14 protein-coding genes are annotated in these 17,765 nt (G+C 37.7%); 9 read left to right on the top strand and 5 right to left on the bottom strand.

Annotated features, from left to right (window positions below; translation table 11 throughout):
• Positions 1 to 5 precede the first annotated feature (5 nt).
• From ACOZBY_RS02560 to ACOZBY_RS02540, 5 genes are all read right to left on the bottom strand, one after another.
• Positions 6 to 926, bottom strand: coding sequence for an ABC transporter permease (locus tag ACOZBY_RS02560; RefSeq protein WP_012293199.1), 921 nt, complete (start codon positions 924 to 926; stop codon positions 6 to 8).
• The gene (locus tag ACOZBY_RS02555; protein ID WP_031418948.1) at positions 926 to 1,855 is read right to left on the bottom strand and encodes an ABC transporter permease; all 930 of its coding nucleotides are present in this window, start codon (positions 1,853 to 1,855) and stop codon (positions 926 to 928) included. Before ACOZBY_RS02555 ends, ACOZBY_RS02560 begins: the two co-directional genes overlap by 1 nt.
• A 132-nt stretch (positions 1,856 to 1,987) precedes the next feature.
• Complete coding sequence (locus ACOZBY_RS02550; protein ID WP_031418949.1) at positions 1,988 to 3,646, bottom strand: peptide ABC transporter substrate-binding protein; 1,659 nt, start codon at positions 3,644 to 3,646, stop codon at positions 1,988 to 1,990.
• 909 nt (positions 3,647 to 4,555) lie between these two features.
• A complete protein-coding gene (locus ACOZBY_RS02545) occupies positions 4,556 to 6,241 on the bottom strand; it encodes a methyl-accepting chemotaxis protein (protein WP_422761420.1) in 1,686 nt (561 codons plus the stop codon).
• A 252-nt stretch (positions 6,242 to 6,493) separates the two neighbouring features.
• Positions 6,494 to 8,188: an Rqc2 family fibronectin-binding protein gene (locus ACOZBY_RS02540; RefSeq protein WP_099805127.1), complete on the bottom strand. Its 1,695-nt coding sequence runs from the start codon at positions 8,186 to 8,188 to the stop codon at positions 6,494 to 6,496.
• A 258-nt stretch (positions 8,189 to 8,446) separates the two neighbouring features.
• Between ACOZBY_RS02540 and ACOZBY_RS02535 the strand changes: the two genes are divergently transcribed.
• From ACOZBY_RS02535 to rlmN, 9 genes are all read left to right on the top strand, one after another.
• A complete protein-coding gene (locus ACOZBY_RS02535; protein WP_031418953.1) occupies positions 8,447 to 9,322 on the top strand; it encodes a YicC/YloC family endoribonuclease in 876 nt (291 codons plus the stop codon).
• Between the two features lie 43 nt (positions 9,323 to 9,365).
• Positions 9,366 to 9,983, top strand: a complete 618-nt coding sequence (gene gmk, locus ACOZBY_RS02530; RefSeq protein ID WP_008173787.1) for a guanylate kinase — start codon at positions 9,366 to 9,368, stop codon at positions 9,981 to 9,983.
• Positions 9,984 to 9,986: 3 nt separating this feature from the next.
• A complete protein-coding gene (rpoZ, locus tag ACOZBY_RS02525) occupies positions 9,987 to 10,214 on the top strand; it encodes a DNA-directed RNA polymerase subunit omega (RefSeq protein ID WP_008173785.1) in 228 nt (75 codons plus the stop codon).
• A 100-nt stretch (positions 10,215 to 10,314) separates the two neighbouring features.
• Positions 10,315 to 11,325 (top strand): bifunctional phosphopantothenoylcysteine decarboxylase/phosphopantothenate--cysteine ligase CoaBC, encoded by a 1,011-nt coding sequence (gene coaBC / locus ACOZBY_RS02520; protein ID WP_422761417.1) that lies wholly within the window; start codon positions 10,315 to 10,317, stop codon positions 11,323 to 11,325.
• Complete coding sequence (gene priA / locus ACOZBY_RS02515; protein ID WP_422761416.1) at positions 11,322 to 13,733, top strand: primosomal protein N'; 2,412 nt, start codon at positions 11,322 to 11,324, stop codon at positions 13,731 to 13,733. Before coaBC ends, priA begins: the two co-directional genes overlap by 4 nt.
• 89 nt (positions 13,734 to 13,822) lie before the next feature.
• Positions 13,823 to 14,317 carry a peptide deformylase gene (gene def / locus ACOZBY_RS02510; RefSeq protein ID WP_031418961.1) on the top strand — a complete coding sequence of 165 codons (495 nt, stop codon included), beginning with the start codon at positions 13,823 to 13,825 and terminating at the stop codon, positions 14,315 to 14,317.
• Position 14,318: 1 nt separating this feature from the next.
• Positions 14,319 to 15,260, top strand: coding sequence for a methionyl-tRNA formyltransferase (fmt, locus tag ACOZBY_RS02505; RefSeq protein WP_012293208.1), 942 nt, complete (start codon positions 14,319 to 14,321; stop codon positions 15,258 to 15,260).
• Positions 15,257 to 16,618 (top strand): 16S rRNA (cytosine(967)-C(5))-methyltransferase RsmB, encoded by a 1,362-nt coding sequence (gene rsmB, locus ACOZBY_RS02500; RefSeq protein ID WP_198694724.1) that lies wholly within the window; start codon positions 15,257 to 15,259, stop codon positions 16,616 to 16,618. The genes fmt and rsmB overlap by 4 nt, the downstream gene beginning before the upstream one ends.
• Complete coding sequence (gene rlmN / locus ACOZBY_RS02495; protein ID WP_012293210.1) at positions 16,618 to 17,760, top strand: 23S rRNA (adenine(2503)-C(2))-methyltransferase RlmN; 1,143 nt, start codon at positions 16,618 to 16,620, stop codon at positions 17,758 to 17,760. Before rsmB ends, rlmN begins: the two co-directional genes overlap by 1 nt.
• Positions 17,761 to 17,765 lie beyond the last annotated feature (5 nt).

The following is a 17,765-nucleotide window of genomic DNA, read 5'->3' as shown; positions in this document are numbered from 1 at the left end:
CCTCCTTATTTACGTAGTTTTGGATCTAGAGCATCACGTAAGCCGTCACCAACAGCGTTAAACGCAAAGATTGTTAGTGAGATAAATACTGCTGGGAAAATCAAGCGCCATGGTGCATTTGCTATAGCTTTATTACCGTCGGAAGCCATTGTACCCCATGAAGCAGTTGGAGCAGGAACCCCAAGACCAAGGTAACTTAGGAATGACTCAGTGAAGATAGCAGATGGAATTGTTAAAGTCATCGTTACTAAAATGGCACCAAGAGCATTCGGCACTAAGTGTTTAATAATTAAATGTCCTGTACTTGCACCTAATGTGCGAGCAGCAAGAACGTATTCTTGATTTTTAATAGATAATACTTCACCACGAACGATACGTGCCATGTTAATCCATCCAGTGATAGACAAGGCAATAATCATAGGGAATAAACCTGGTTGCATAACAACTAAAAGTACGATTACTACTAAAAGGTAAGGGACAGCTGTTAAAACGTCAGCAATACGCATCATAATATTATCAACGCGACCGCCTGATAAACCTGAAATACTTCCCCAAATAACACCGATAATTAAGTCAATAACCGCCGCAGCAATTCCGATAAATAGGGAGATACGAGCTCCTTCCCAAATACGAACGAAAATATCACGACCAAGGTCATCCGTCCCAAACCAAAATTGTGCAGATGGTGGTGCATTGTAAACACCTAGCTGATCACTTGCTTTATATTGAGATAGCATTGGTGCGAATATAGCCATTAAAATAACAATAATTAAAATAATGATCCCAACAATGGCCATTTTATTATGAGAGAAACGGAGAAATACTTCTTTCCAAAAGGAGACTGATTTGTCAGCTAATTTTTCCGTTGCTTCATGATTACCACCAACAATTTTAAACTTATCTTTTTCAATTTGTTGCTGTGTCATTATTTTTTCGCTCCTTTCAGTTTAATACGCGGATCAATCACACTATATAGAATATCAACGATTAATACCGCAAATAAAAGGATGATGGAATAGAACACTGTCGTACCCATAATGACCGTATAGTCACGGTTTGTAATACTTTGAACGAAGTGTTTACCAAGTCCAGGAATAGCGAAAATTTGCTCTACAATGAAACTACCTGTAACAACCCCAGCTGTTAAGGGACCAATATACGTTACGACTGGTAGTAGGGCATTTCGTAATGTATGGCGGAAAACGATTGTCCATTTACCAATACCTTTCGCACGAGCCATTTTTACATATTCACTATTGTTTTGTTCAAGCATACTTGAACGAGTTAACTTTGCAATAAAGCCCATGTGAGAGAGCGCAATTGCAAAGGCTGGTAATATACTATAAACAAAGCCTTTCCATCCACTGATAGGGAACCAACCAAGCTTAAAGGCTAAGAAATACTGCATTAAACCTGCTAAGATAAATGAAGGTACTGATATACCGAGCACCGCAAAGGACGTTGCCAAATAATCCGGGAACTTATTATGATATAGCGCGGAAACTACGCCAATTAAAACACCGAATCCAATTGCTAATAGCATAGCCTCAATCCCCAATGTTAAAGAAACAGGGAAACTTTCAGAAATCATATCATTTGTAGAACGCGCTTTATATTTCATTGACTCACCGAAATTGAAAGTGGCCGTATCGATTAAATAATCTTTATATTGTATATACCAAGGGTTATTTAATCCATACGTTTCGTTTAACTTCTCCTCGATTTGAGGGGGGAAATTACGTTCACTCGCAAAAGGACTACCAGGAGCGAGACGCATTAAGAAAAACGTAACAGTTACGATGACGAAAAGCGCGAGAAGTATATACATCAGCCTTTTCAAAATATATTTAATCACATAAAACTCCTCCTTCTATTTGTCAATTGTCTGACAAATATATGCCTTCGTATTTTAAAAAGAGCTGACTCGCGCCGTAGGGGCTACGAGGCAGCTCTTCGCTGTAGAGCTAAATAAGCGAAATGTTGTTGATTATTTCTCTACTTTAACCTCTTTAAGAGAGATGTTACCAAGGATGTCTGCCTTCATGTCTTTCACATAATCTTGTACTACAGATAGGTTCGTGTAGTAGTAAATTGGAACAACTGGGAACTCAGAAACAGCAATTGCTTCAGCTTGTTTTAAAAGCTCAAGACGTTTCGCTGGATCTGCTTCTGTATTAGATTGATCTAATAATTTTTTGTATTCTGCATTTTCCCAACCTGTATCATTGTTACCGTTTGCAGCAGTGTCATACATTTCTAAGAATGTATAAGCATCGTTGTAGTCACCAACCCAGCCCATACGGCCAACTTGGTAGTCTAATTGGTTAAGTTTTTCTAGGTAAACTTGCCATTCAGAGTTATCTAGACCTACAGTGATTCCTAGGTTTTTAGTCCAGTTTTCTTGTACGAATTGAGCGATAGCAGCGTGTGATTCACTAGTGTTGTAAGAAAGATTAATTTTTACATCTGCTGGGTTTGTAATACCAAGTTCTTTCATACCAGCTTCAAGTGCTGCTTTAGCACCTTCGATATCGTTATCTTTGTAGTAACCACGGTCTTCTTCAAAACCATGAACTGCGATAGGAACCATACCTAATGCAGGTTTTTGCTCACCTTTAGTAACATTATCAATTAAACCTTGTCGATCAACTGCTAATGCTAATGCTTTACGAATGTTAGCGTTTCCAGTGATTTTATCTTTTGTATTTAGCTTGTACCAATATACAGAAGCTTGGTCATTAATATTTAAAGATTTATCAGCTTTAAATCCATCGATAGCATCAAGTGCTACAGATTGGAATGGTGCTCCAAGATAGTCAATTTCTCCACCTTTGAACATTGTTACTGCTGTTGCTTCAGATTCAACCATACCGATATTAACAGTGTCTAAAGCCACTTTATCAGCATCCCAGTACTCTGGGTTTTTCTTTAATACGATTGTATCGTTGTGTCTCCACTCACCTAATGTGAATGGTCCGTTTGTTACAAAGTTTTCACCAGCATCTGTATACCACTCATCATTACCTTCAACTACTTTTTGGTTTAATGGTGCGTATGTTTTGAATGCTGTTAATTCTAAGAAGTAAGGTGTTGGGTTTTCTAAAGTTACTACTAATGTTTTTTCATCTTCAGCTTTAACGCCTACGTCATCAGCAGAACCTTCACCATTATTGTATGCTGTAGCACCTTTAATTGGGTAAAGGATTGAAGCATATTCAGAAAGATTGTCTGGGTTTAATGCCCATTTCCAAGCATATTCGAAGTCACCAGCAACTACTGGATCTCCGTTTGACCATTTAGCATCACGTAATTTAAACGTGTATGTTTTTAAGTCTTCGCTAACTTCCCAGCTTTCAGCTGCAGCTGCAACGGGACGAGCGTCTGCATCAAGCGTTGTTAATCCTTCAAAAGTATTTGTAAGAATAACTCCAGAAGTTGTATCTGTTGCTAATGCAGGATGAAGTGATGGTGGTTCAGAAGCTACCACTACATTTAATTCGCCACCTGAAGCTGTTTCAGATGAACCAGAATCTTTTCCATCGTCTTTTGATTTTTCAGACGAATCTCCACCGAAGCCACATGCAGCAAGTACTAAAGAAAATACTGCAAGAACTGTTAGTAATAAAAACTTTTTGTTTTTATTCATGTGAATCCCCCTTATACAATTTTTAAGCCTTTTGTGAAGCTCCTATTTAATATACCAAAAAAATCATTGTGCACAAAATAAAAAAGATTCAAATTTATATAGTATTATCTGACAAGTAAGAGAATAATAAATTTTTCCGATTTAACATGCTAATGAAATAGAGTGTATGTATAATAAAAATTTGATATTTATCTATTCTGAATATCAAAAATAGAGTAAAAACAAAAAAATGATTTACTATATAGAAAATTCCTATTTTTTCGATAATAATATTAAATTTTGAAAAATGATACAAAAGTCATAGATGTAATACTTTGAGGGAATTGAATAGATTTGTAGAAAATCTAAGCAAAACTAAGTGAATTAGTTTCGTTTGCAGGTAATTTCTTGTAATTTGTGATCTCGAAATATGAATATTTCTATCTATTAATGATATATAAGAAACTTATTTTGTAATTTTCTAGGATTATCCATCTATTAAGTTGAAAAAGAAAGAATAGAGCTAATCTATGAAAAAATGTACCCATACTAAGAAAAAAATGGATTATATGATAAATCAGTTATACCAAATATATTCTATTGAAATAATTTCCTTGGAGAGAAGTTAGATATTATATATGCACTCAGATTAAGTTTTATTCATGCAAGATAAAGTCTATATAAACCTTGATTACTGTACACTCTTTACTAATTTAATCCATTTTATTTGTACTGTTTTTTTGAGGATGTCATTTGTCTTACTGGCGAGGATTGATTATGCAAATAATTACTAAAAATCTGATTTTTCAATGTTTAAGTTCTTTATAAATTTCCTGATTGAGGCAGTGTGCTTTGTTGTTCTGAAGATTTATATAACATAATAAATAAAAAATAGTGCATTCCAGTATAAAGAATGCACCATTTGCTTCATTAAAGTTTAAACTGATTAATTTGTTGCTGTAAATCTAAGGACTTTTCGCTTAGATGCGAGGCAACCTGATTGATTTGTTGCATAGTGATGGTCTGTTCTTTGCTAGCAGCGGCTACTATTTGAGTACTATCTGAGCTAGTCGAAGCGCCGTGAGCAATTTCTGCGACAGAGGCCGCTACTTGTTCTGCGCTAGCTGAAATTTCTTCAGAAGTTGCTGATATATCTTCTATTTGGTCTGTCATTGCATTGATGGCTTTTACGATTGCCTCAAATGCTTGTCCTGCATGTCCAATGATTTTGACACCATCTGCAACTGAATGGAGGCCATCTAAAACAGCTTTTTCTACATTTTGTGTATCCTCTTGAATCTCCTGCGTTAAGACAACGATTTGATTAGCCGATTGTTTGGATTCTTCAGCTAACTTACGGACCTCATCTGCGACAACAGCAAATCCTTTTCCATGCTCACCCGCACGTGCTGCTTCAATGGCAGCGTTGAGTGCCAATAAATTAGTTTGATCAGTAATGGCTGTAATGACAGTTGTAATCTGGCTAATCTCTTCGGATTGTTTACTTAATTTTTGTACAAGGTTGTTGATTATTTGCGTTGAATCATGGATCACATTCATTTGTAGTTGAGCATTCTCTAAGGTGCTGTTGCCGTTTGTAGCTAATTCATTTGTTGTTACAGCACTGTGATGAAGTTGTTGTGTAGCTTCTGCTATACGTTGAACACCTACAGCTGTTTCATCCATAGCATGGGCACTTTCATTGGCAGCGACGGTAGCTGCTTTAGCAACATTGGCAGTTTCATTAATACGCACCGTTATTTCATCAGCTGAGGAAGTAATTTCTTCGGTAGAAGCCGAAAGTTCTTCTACTGATGCTGTTAGATGCTCAGCATTGTCTTGAATATGGGTTAATAAATTTTTCAGGCTGCCTTTCATTGAATTAAAGGCCGTTGAAAGTTGACCAATTTCATCTTTAGTGTGGTGAGTCACATCTTGATGGTGTAATTCTCCGATAGCTATTTGGTTTGCCGCATGGACTACCGATTTTAAAGGGCGAGAAATAGTTCGCTGTATATAAACCATCAGGATAATACCAAGGGCAACACCAATAATGATAGCAATAATTGAAATGATTTGAGAGTTGAAAACAGCTTGTTTAGATTCTAGTGTAACCTTTTCAAGTTGTCCCTTTTGATAGTTCGCAATTTTATTGGATATATCCTGAATGCCTTTATTAGCCTGCTGGACTTCACCATTAACCTTTAGCAAAGCTCCTTCTAGGTCACCAGCTTCAAAAAGTGTGAGTGCGTCAGTAGCTGATTTATTAAAAGCATCATTAAAAGTATTTAATTCTTTTGCATATGTATCCATTTCAGAGGAATTTGATTTTTCTTTGATTTCAGCTACATGCTTATCGAGTAAATTTGCATGTTCTGTGAAATTTTTTTTATTTACAGGGTTGTCTTCGATAATAATGGCGCGAATAAAAAGACCTTGCATGGCCATTTCAAATTGAATATCATCTGCTAATTCCACAAGGGCTACGTGAACTTCCAATGCATTCTCAATCTTTTTTTCAATGTTTGAAAATAGTATGAACATAATCATTAACGAAATAATTAACGTGAGAATAATGGTAAAGAAACCGAAACTTAATTTTTTGCCTACAGACATATTGATACGCCCTTTCCAAAATGCTAGTCAATCTTTTATATTTTGATTTTGCTTTGCTAAAAGGTAGAAGTCAATAACTGTAGTAAGAAACAGTTCAGATGATTCATATGTTTTTTTATTGTTAATATAATAAGGAAGATTGTCTGTAAGAAACAATCAAGATGTGGCTGTTTTCATTGTTTTGTAGGACGGATTACGTGTACATAACTTTAAAAAAGAAAAAACCGAGAAAATTTATCTCGGTCTCTATCTTTACGACTGCTTTTTTAATTGTAAAATGAGTGCTTCATCGGGATCGATATACAAAGTTTTTTGTTCGAAGTAAATTACAAAACCGGGTTTTGCCCCATTGGGTTTCTTAACCTGACGAATGTCTGTATAATCCACTGGAACAGAAGAAGATTCTCTTGCCTTCGAAAAATAAGCAGCTAATGTGGCAGCTTCACGTAAAGTTGTTTCATCGGGCTCGCTAGAGTGGATGACAACATGAGAACCTGGAATATCCTTCGTGTGTAACCAGATATCTGTGCGTTTTGCAATTTTAAAAGTCAACATATCATTTTGCTTGTTGTTCTTGCCAACTGAAATGGCTGTACCTGTGGAAGAAATATAGCGTTCGGGTTCAGGTTTCACAGGTTTTTTCTTTTTCTTAGAATGGCGTAGCTTTAAATAGCCCTGTTCGGCAAGTTCTTCACGAATTTCTTCAATATCGCCAGGTGATGCTTGCTGAACTTGTTGTGCTAGCATTTCAAAGTAAGTAATTTCTTCTTGTGTTTTTTCAAGCTGTTGTTGCACCATGATTAATGCATTTTTGGCTTTGGTGTATTTCGTATAATAGCTTTGAGCGTTTTCTATAGGTGTTTTACGTTCACTGACTGGTATCGTAATCTCTTCACTATTTTCGCTGTAGTAATTTATGACTGTAACTTCCTTGACACCCTTTTCAAAAGCATAAATATTAGCCATTAACAGCTCACCATATAACTGAAATTGATCGAGCTTTGAGGCGCGTTCAAAGTCCTTCGTTAGCTTTTTCGTTTTTAAAGACAGTTTATCAATTTCATTTTGTAGCCATCTTTCTAAATCACCTGCTTGCTGCTTAACACGGTCCCGTTCCGCACGTGCAAAGAATACACGATCAAGAAGCTCATGAACATTCGGATAAACTGTAATATCCCCATGTAAGTGGGTTAGTTCAATTGGTGAGAAGTAAGTTTTGTGATTAGCCAATACATACATAGGGCTCGTTCCACCATTAGAAAAACCTGCTATAAATTCTTTGAAACATTGTACTCGATTTAATGATGATGTCATGCGGTACAATAATTCTTCAGCATGAAGAGGTGAAAACCCAGCAAATTGTGTCACGACGTCTTTGGCATTTTTTGTTTCCGCAAAAAATATTGCTAGCTCTTCTTCTGTTACTAGTATGGGATTCCATTTATTTTGCGTTGGTGGAGCTAAGTAAGGCTGGCCTGGTAAAACGGTACGAAAACTATTTACAGATGGAGGCAAGTGCTTTAAACTATCAACAATTTTACCTTGCTCTTTATCAATTAAAAGTAGATTACTATGTCTACCCATAATTTCAGCATGTAGTTGTCTAACTATAGGGTCACCAATTTCATTTTTACTTTCGATTTCTACTATTATAATACGGTCAAACCCAAGCTGTTTAACGGAGGAAATAAATCCACCCTCTAAATGCTTGCGCAGCAGCATACAAAACATAGGGGGTTCTGCTGGATTTTCAATCGTTTGTTCCGTAAGATGCACTCGTGCATAAGAAGAATGAATAGAAAAAAGCAATTTATGATTTTTCCCGTTTGCACGAACATGTAAAACAACCTCTTGAGCGTTAGGTTGGTGTATTTTAGTAATTCGACCTGTGACAAGTTGTTGTAGGTCGGCTGTTATTGAATAGGTAAATAAACCGTCAAATGCCATATGAATTCCTCTTTCCAATGATAACAAGCATCTTGGTACTTTCGTATTTTTTTCTTGTTGCATCTGCATTCGCTTTTTAAGCCTCCGCAAAGCACTAATTGTATGTTTATCATAGCATTTTTTAGGCGAATATTAAAATATAGCTTCAATTGTGGTAGAATTAGCTCTTATTCGATCCAATTTTTTTTGGAGATTCGTCATATTCGATAAAGCTTATGTTATAATATTCCCAGTATGCAAAGAAAGGTGTGACGAACCTTGGTGCGTAGTATGACTGGTTTTGGCAGAGGTGTCACAACAACTAGAGACTTTCAATTAACCGTAGAAATGCGCTCGGTCAACCATCGCTTTTTAGAAATCAATGCTAAATTTCCGAAAGAATGGCTTGAAGCTGAAATTTTTGCAAAGAAATTTATTTCTCAAGCTTTGTCACGCGGAAAAATTGATGTGATGGTATATGTGAAGGACTTAGAAAATGTAGAGCAATCTATTGAGATTAATTGGTCATTAATTGAAGCGTATCGTAAGGCAAAAGAGCAATTAGCAAGTAAAGTACCACTAGAAGAAAAATGGACGATGCAGGAGCTTTTATCGTTAGAGCAAGCACTCGTACAGCAAAAACCACAACTAACACCTGAGGATTTACTTAGTGCTGTTGAACAAGCGATTTCACAGGCGATAGAACAGCTTGTACTTATGCGTGAGCGTGAGGGGCAAGAATTGCAGGAAGTTGTTGTACAATATAAGCAACAGTTAAAAGAACAAGTGAATCAAATACGTTCCTGTTCATCTCTTGCTGTTGAAAAATATCGTACACGATTAGTAGAACGGATTGCAGAAGTTGCAGATGGAACTTTATTAGATGACCGTTTATTAGCAGAAGTAGCGATTTTTGCAGAACGCGTTGACATTTCCGAGGAATTAGACAGATTGGATAGTCATTTTAATCAACTGGAAGAAACGTTACATGAAACGATTTCAGTCGGAAGGAAATTAGACTTTTTAATGCAGGAGATTCATCGTGAAATCAATACGATTGGTTCAAAAAATCAATCTACAGAAGCAGCGGTTGCTGTTGTTCAGGCGAAAACAATTTTAGAAAAGATGCGTGAGCAAGTTCAAAATATCGAATAACTTGCACGTGTCTGTTATAAATTAAGGGAGATATAGAGAATAAATGATAAAAGAACGTGGATTATTAATTGTTCTGTCTGGCCCATCTGGTGTAGGTAAAGGGACAGTGCGAAAAGAATTATTTTCTCAGCCGAATACGAATTATGAGTATTCCATCTCGATGACGACACGAAATCCTCGCGAAGGAGAAATCGATGGTGTAGACTATTTTTTCAAGAAACGAGAAGACTTTGAAACGTTAATTGAACAGGGTGGCTTATTAGAGCATGCTGAATTTGTAGGAAACTACTATGGTACACCATTAGCCTACGTGAATGAAACACTGGATGCAGGTCGCGATGTGTTTTTAGAAATCGAAGTGCAGGGTGCAGCGCAGATTCGTAAAAAAGCACCAGATGCCTTATTTATTTTCTTAGCCCCTCCAAGTTTAACTGAATTAAAAGATCGTTTAGTTGGACGTGGGACGGAAACAGAGGATATCATAGCAAAACGCATTGCTACAGCAAGTGAAGAGCTTGAAATGATGAGCTTATATGATTATGTTGTAGAGAATGATGAAGTGACAAATGCCTGTGATCGTATTAATGCGATTATTAAAGCAGAGCATTGCCGTAGAGAACGTGTTGAAAAAAGATATTTGTCAATGTTGAGAGGAGAATAAACAATGTTATACCCATCAGTAGATGCTTTAAAAAAAGAAATCGATTCAAAATATTCACTAGTGAGCCTTGCTTCAAAACGTGCTCGTCAAATGCAGGAAGAGCAAAATACAGAACGTTTACACAAGTACGTATCTCATAAATACGTAGGAAAAGCACTTGAAGAAGTAGCGGCAGGTGTTCTTACGAAAGTATCACAGGATGAGTCAACTGTGTACGAAGACGAAATCTAACCTCTATGTTAGTCAGCAGTTGATTTAATTATACAGAATGCCGAGAGCTCCCAGGGAATCCTCCTTTGGGAGCTTATCATTTGAAGGGATGACACCTAGCATGAATAAAAATATTTTACTATGTGTTTCAGGCGGGATTGCCGTATATAAAGCTGTTGCTCTTGTTAGCAAGCTATCACAAGCAGGGGCGAACGTAAAAGTGATGATGACAGCCTCTGCCAGACAGTTTGTGAATCCATTAAGCTTTCAAGTGATGTCCAAAAATGATGTTTACTTTGACACGTTTGATGAAAAAGATTCTAGTGTGATTGCCCATATTGATTTAGCGGATTGGGCTGATTTGATTTTAGTTGCACCTGCAACTGCTAATATGATTGGGAAAATGGCCAATGGAATTGCGGATGATATGGTATCAACCACCTTACTAGCTACTACTGCGCCAGTGTGGATAGCACCAGCGATGAATGTACATATGTATGACCATCCAGCAGTAAAGCGTAATCTAGAAAGATTAGCAGCAGATGGCTACCAATTTATTGAGCCTTCGGAAGGATTTTTAGCATGTGGCTATGTTGGAAAGGGGCGCTTAGAGGAGCCTGAAAAAATAACAGCTATTGTACTGGATTTTTTTGCAGCGCCAGCGACAATAAAGCCACTTACAAATAAAACAGTTATAGTGACAGTTGGTGCCTTGCATGTACCGTTAGATGAGAAGCATGTGATTAGCCCACAAGCCAATGGTCTTATTGGACAGGCTTTGGCTAATGAGGCGAGGGAATTAGGCGCGCACGTTATTCAAATAGAAAATGGTAGTTTGAATGATGTGATGCAACAGCTTGAAGCCTCTAAAAATCAGAACCCAGAAATTATCTTGATACATGCAGCTAATGTACCGACAATGGAGAAAACGCCGCTTATTTCAGTAGAGGGTATCAAGGCTGTCACGTTTGGACAAGAAGTGCTTGGTGAACCCATGCTCAACATTCGATCGGATCGTTGGATAGAATTTAGTGAGGAAGCTCAGTTAAATGGGCGCATAATAGCTACGACTAATCCACAGCAATTTGCCCGCACATTATGGACCCATATTTTAAAGGGTGAGGAGCAATGAGTTTATTGATAGCGGAAGTCATTGTTGACGTCTCAACCTACCATGTCGATCGTCCTTTCGATTATCAAGTACCGCCAGAATGGGAAAATGTAATAGAAATGGGCTGTCGTGTGAAAGTGCCATTTGGTCCTAGAAATGTTTTAGGCTTTGTAGTGGGAATAAAAACTGAAACAGATGTGCCCCTCAATAAATTAAAATCAATCGCTCAAATTTTAGATATGGAACCAGTATTAACAGCGGAAATGCTTCAAATGGCAAAGTGGTTGAAGAATCAAACGATTTGCTATGAAATAGATGCTTTACAAGTAATGTTACCTTCAGCATTACGTGCGAAATATGAAAAAATTGTAAAGCTACATGAAGATCAATCTATACCCAATGAAGTACAGGCGATTTTTGGTAAGCGACAAAAAGCTAATTTTAAAGAGTTTGAACGTGCAGGTTTACTTCCTTTATTAAAGCCATTAGTTGCACAAAATAAGGTGACTATTGATAATGTTGTGAAACAACAGGGTCATGTGAAAGAAATACGGATGGTGAAAATTACTGAAGAGCCTAACGTTATTGATAAAGCGTTAAAGCAATCAACTAGAGCTATGAAACAACGTCTATTACTAGAATGGATGGAGCGCCATTTAGGGGAGGTTTTGTCACCACAGCAAATTTGTGAGGAGGCAAGAGTCTCTTCTTCAGTTTTAGAGAGCGTTATTGATAAGGGTGCTGCGCAATTTACTCAAGAAGAAGTGTATCGTGACCCGTTTACGAAAGAGGTTTCACGTACGCAAGCCTTACAATTAACAAATGAGCAGGAAATTGCTTTACAAGCCATTAATGAAGCTTTGGAGCAGCAACAAGCGCAAACGTTTTTATTGCATGGCGTAACAGGGAGTGGCAAGACAGAGGTATATTTGCAGGCGATACAAAAAGTGTTGAACGAAGGCAAAGAAGCCATTATGCTCGTTCCTGAAATCTCTTTAACGCCTCAAATGACAGAGCGATTCCGTAGTCGTTTTGGAGAAATGGTTGCGGTGATGCATAGTGGATTATCTGTGGGCGAGAAGTATGATGAATGGCGCAAAGTTCAACAAGGGAAGGTGAGAGTCGTCGTTGGGGCTCGTTCAGCAATATTTGCTCCCTTTACGAATATTGGTCTTATTATTTTGGATGAAGAGCATGAGTCAACGTATAAGCAAGAAGACTCACCACGTTATCATGCAAGAGATGTAGCTATTTGGCGTAGTGAATATTATAATTGCCCTGTTATTTTAGGTAGTGCTACACCAGGATTAGAATCTTTTGCAAGAGCTAAAAAGGGTGTTTATACCTTACTTTCATTAAAATTAAGAGCCTTGCATCAGTCCTTACCAACCGTTTTTATTTCAGATATGCGTGAGGAGCTTCGACAAGGAAATCGATCCATGTTTTCGCAATCACTTATAGAAGCAATTCGTATAAGATTAGAGAAAAAAGAGCAAATGGTGTTGTTTTTAAATCGACGAGGTTACTCATCTTTTGTGCTATGTCGGGATTGCGGGACAGTTGTCCAATGTCCCAACTGTGATATTTCTTTAACCTATCATCGTACAACCGAAAAATTGAAATGCCATTACTGCGGCTATGAAGAACATGTGCCTCAAATTTGTCCACAATGTCAAAGTGATCATATACGTTATTTTGGTACTGGCACACAAAAGGTAGAGGAAGAAATATATAAGCTGTTCCCAGAAGCAAGAGTATTGCGTATGGATGTAGATACGACAAAGCATAAAGGTGCACATGAAGAAATATTAGCTGCATTTGGAGAGGGACAAGCTGATATTTTACTTGGCACACAGATGATTGCAAAAGGGCTTGATTTTCCAAATATTACGCTGGTAGGCGTACTTAGCGCTGACACCTCCCTACATTTACCAGATTATCGAGCAGCAGAACGTACATTTCAACTATTAACACAGGTAAGTGGGAGGGCAGGAAGACATGATAAACCCGGAGAGGTAATTATTCAGACCTATACACCAGAGCATTATGCTATCGAGTTAGCTAAAACGCAGGATTATGAGCCATTTTATGAGCGTGAGATGTTTTTACGACGTCGTTCCAGTTACCCACCATATTATTACGTGGCGCTTGTGCAGATTTCTCATGAGGATGTTATGGTGGCTGCTGAATATGCTGGACGAATGGCTGATTGGCTCCGTGGAAATTTATCGAATCAAGTGGCTATTATTGGCCCAACCACGGCAAGTATTGCTCGACTCCAAAATAGATATCGTTATCAATGTTTGATAAAATATAAAATTGAACCAAATCTTATTCCGGTATTACAGCGTCTACTTGCTATGTATCGAGCAGAGTGGATCAAACAAGGAATATTAATGACGGTAGATTTAGATCCGTCTACTATATAAGAGAGTATAAACACAGTTTTACGAGCATATGTCTAACAAATAAATAAAATGGTATGGCTCTAGCTAAAAGCAGAAATGAGGATATAATAATGGCAATAAAAAAAGTAATCGAACACCCAGCACAAGTACTTTCAACACCATGTGCAGAAGTAACCGAAATAAATGATGAACTCATTACATTACTGGATGATTTATATGACACTATGGTTGAATATGATGGTGTTGGCATTGCTGCACCGCAAATTGATATAGGGTTACGAGTAGCGATTGTAGAATTAGGTGAGGAACGCGATATTTTAGAAATGATTAATCCAACTGTTATTGAAACGGATGGAGCGGAAATAGATATTGAAGGTTGCTTGAGTTTCCCTGGATTATATGGTGAGGTTGAACGCCCAAGCTATGTAAAAATTGAAGCTTGTGACCGTGAAGGACGTGTCTATGAATTAGAAGCAGGGGGCTTTGATGCTAGAGCAATTTTACATGAAATTGATCATTTAGATGGCGTGCTATTTGATTCAAAAATCCAACGCGTTCTAACAGCAGAAGAGCTTGAAGAAATGTATGCAGAAGAGGAGGAATAAAATGACTTCGATTATTTTTATGGGGACACCTGACTTCTCCGCACCCATTTTGCGTATGCTACATGAAGAGGGGTACGATATTAAAGCAGTGGTGACACAACCTGATCGACCTGTAGGACGTAAACGTATATTGACACCACCACCTGTTAAGGCCGCAGCATTAGAGCTAGGATTACCTATTATACAACCAGAAAAACTACGTGGATCTGAGGAACTACAACAAATTCTTTCGTTACAGCCAGATATAGTCATTACCGCTGCATTTGGACAAATATTACCGAAAGAACTTTTGGATGCTCCTTCACTTGGCTGTATTAATGTCCATGCTTCATTATTACCAAAATATCGTGGAGGCGCTCCTATACACCAAGCTATTATAGATGGTGAAAAAGAAACTGGCGTAACAATCATGTATATGGCAGAAAAGCTTGATGCCGGTGATATTATTTCACAAAGAGCTATCCCTATTGAACTAGATGATCATACGGGTAGAGTTTTTGATAAGCTAAGTATGGTTGGTCGAGATTTATTAAAGGACACACTTCCATCTATTATTAATAGAACAAATAACCGCACTGTACAAGATGAAACGCAAGTTACCTTTGCGAGCAATATTTCGAGAGAACAGGAACGTATTGATTGGACAAATGACGCCACAACTCTTTACAATCAAGTACGCGGGCTTCATCCATGGCCTGTAGCTTATACCACTTTTGAAGATGGTAATTTTAAAGTATGGTGGGCGACTATAGGCAAAAGCAAGCATGATACTATTCCTGGTACTGTTGTTGCAATTGCGAAAGACCATTTTGAAGTGGCGGCAGGCAATGGGACAACATTGGCATTATATGATGTACAACCTGCAGGTAAAAAGCGCATGACAGCTGAGGAATATTTACGTGGTACAGGTTCTAAATTACAGATTGGGGACCAATTTAAATGAGTAAAAAAAGTGTAGTTATTTGGGATGGAAATGTGCGAGACGCCGCACTATCTATTCTGTTAGCCGTTGATAAAAATCAAGCCTATAGCAATTTACTTCTCAATGAAACCATTAAACGACATAAGATAGAGGCGAAGGATCGCGCTTTATTAACAGAATTAACATATGGTACATTGCAACATAAAATGACACTTGATTATTACTTAGAGCCTTTTATCCGTGGCTCTATAGATCATTGGGTTCGTTGGTTATTACGAATATCTTTATATCAAATGCAATATTTAACGCGTATCCCAGCGCATGCTGCTGTTAATGAGGCAGTAGAAATTGCGAAGCGCCGAGGGCATCGCGGTATTGCATCGACAGTCAATGGTATTTTAAGATCTGTCTTGCGTCAAGGTGTCCCTTCTATAAATGATATAGAAAATCCTATTGAGCGTCTGGCTATTGAAACAAGTCATCCTATTTGGCTAGTACAACGTTTTGTTAATAACTATGGTTTAGAAGTAGCTACAGGTATGTTACATGAAAATAATGTACCACCTATACAAACTGTTCGTGTCAATACAACGAAGGTAACTGTTGAGCAAGCTGTGGCGGAACTCGAAGAAGAAGGTTTAACAGCGAAACAAAGCGACGTTATCCCAGAATGTCTACACGTAACAAATGGTCAACCTGCCCGTACCAATGCATTTAAAGAGGGGCATATTACTATTCAAGATGAGAGTTCAATGATACCAGCCAATGTTCTAAAACCTTCCCCTGGTATGCGTGTTTTGGATATGTGTGCGGCACCAGGCGGTAAAACAACACATCTAGCTGAAATCATGAAAAATGAAGGCTCTATTTTAGCAACAGACCTTCATCCACATAAATTAGATTTAATCGACCATAATACAGAACGTCTAGGGCTAGATATTATTGAAACAGCTCCAATTGATGGACGCAAAGCTCCTGAATTTTTACAAGCTGAGTCGTATGACGCCATTTTAGTGGATGCACCATGTAGTGGACTAGGGGTTATGCGACGTAAACCTGATATTAAATATACGAAGCGAGAAGAAGATTTAGAAAATCTTCAAACAATCCAACTAGCATTATTGGATGCAGCGACAAAAGTATTGAAGATAAAGGGTAAGCTTGTGTACAGTACATGTACAGTCGATAAGCAAGAAAATGAGGGCACAGTAAATGCCTTTTTAGCAGCGCATCCAGAAATGGAAGCGATACAACTAGAATCTTTACCAACAAAATTAGCGGAAAAGCAAGCTAATGGCATGCTTCAAGTCTTTCCACAAGACTTTGGCAGTGACGGTTTCTTCGTTGCCGCCTTTCGTAAAAAAGGAGAATCCAACTAATGGTGGATCAAAAGAAATTTAATGAACGTATCAACGATTTAGTTGAAGAAGCAGAAGAAAAGCCCGTTCGACGTGCGAAAAAGGAAAAACCAAATTTAAAAGAATCCATTTATTCTTTCCAACCACATCAATTAGAGGATTGGTTAAAGGAAAATGGAGAAAAACCTTTCCGTGCGGCACAGATTTTTGATTGGTTATATAATAAACGTGTTAAGACATTTGAAGAAATGTCAAACCTTTCGAAGGGATTAAGGGACAAGCTAGCTGCAAATTTTGCATTATCTACCTTGTCAACAATTATTAAGCAAGAGTCTAAAGATGGTACCATTAAGTTTTTATTTCAATTACAGGATGGTTACTCTATAGAAACGGTATTAATGCGTCATGAATACGGAAACTCTGTTTGTGTGACAACACAGGTAGGATGCCGTATTGGCTGTACATTTTGCGCCTCAACCTTAGGTGGTTTGAAGCGACATTTATTGGCTGGGGAAATTGTAGAGCAAGTTGTAAAAGTGCAGCAAACTTTAGATGAGGTAAATGAGCGAGTATCACATATTGTTATTATGGGGATTGGTGAACCTTTCGATAACTATGATGCTATGATGAACTTCTTAAAAGTGATCAATCATGAAAAAGGGTTAAATATTGGTGCACGTCACATTACGGTATCCACATCAGGAATCGTTCCAAAAATTTATCAGTTTGCTGATGAACAATTACAAATTAACTTTGCGGTTTCTTTACATGCACCAAATCAAGAGGCTCGTCAAAAGCTTATGCCAATTGCGCGTGCCTATAAATTAGATGAGTTAATGGAAGCTGTTCGATACTATACTAAAAAAACTGGTAGACGTGTGAGTTTTGAATATGGATTAATGTCTGGTGAAAATGATTCAGTAGAAATTGCAGAGGAGCTATCTGCTTTAATTAAAGGAATTAAATGCCATGTTAACTTAATTCCTGTTAACTATGTACCAGAACGTGATTATGTTCGTACGTCTCGTAGCCAAATTTTTGCGTTTGAAAAAACCTTAAAGAAAAATGGGATAAACGTAACGATCCGCCGAGAGCAAGGTTCTGATATTGCAGCAGCGTGTGGTCAATTACGTGCGCAAGAGAGATCTGAAGAAACGAGGTGACCGGT

This window comes from Lysinibacillus sp. NPDC056220 (assembly GCF_049315265.1).
GTDB classification, from domain to species: Bacteria; Bacillota; Bacilli; order Bacillales_A; family Planococcaceae; genus Lysinibacillus; species Lysinibacillus pinottii.
This window is presented reverse-complemented; position numbering and strand designations above follow the sequence as displayed.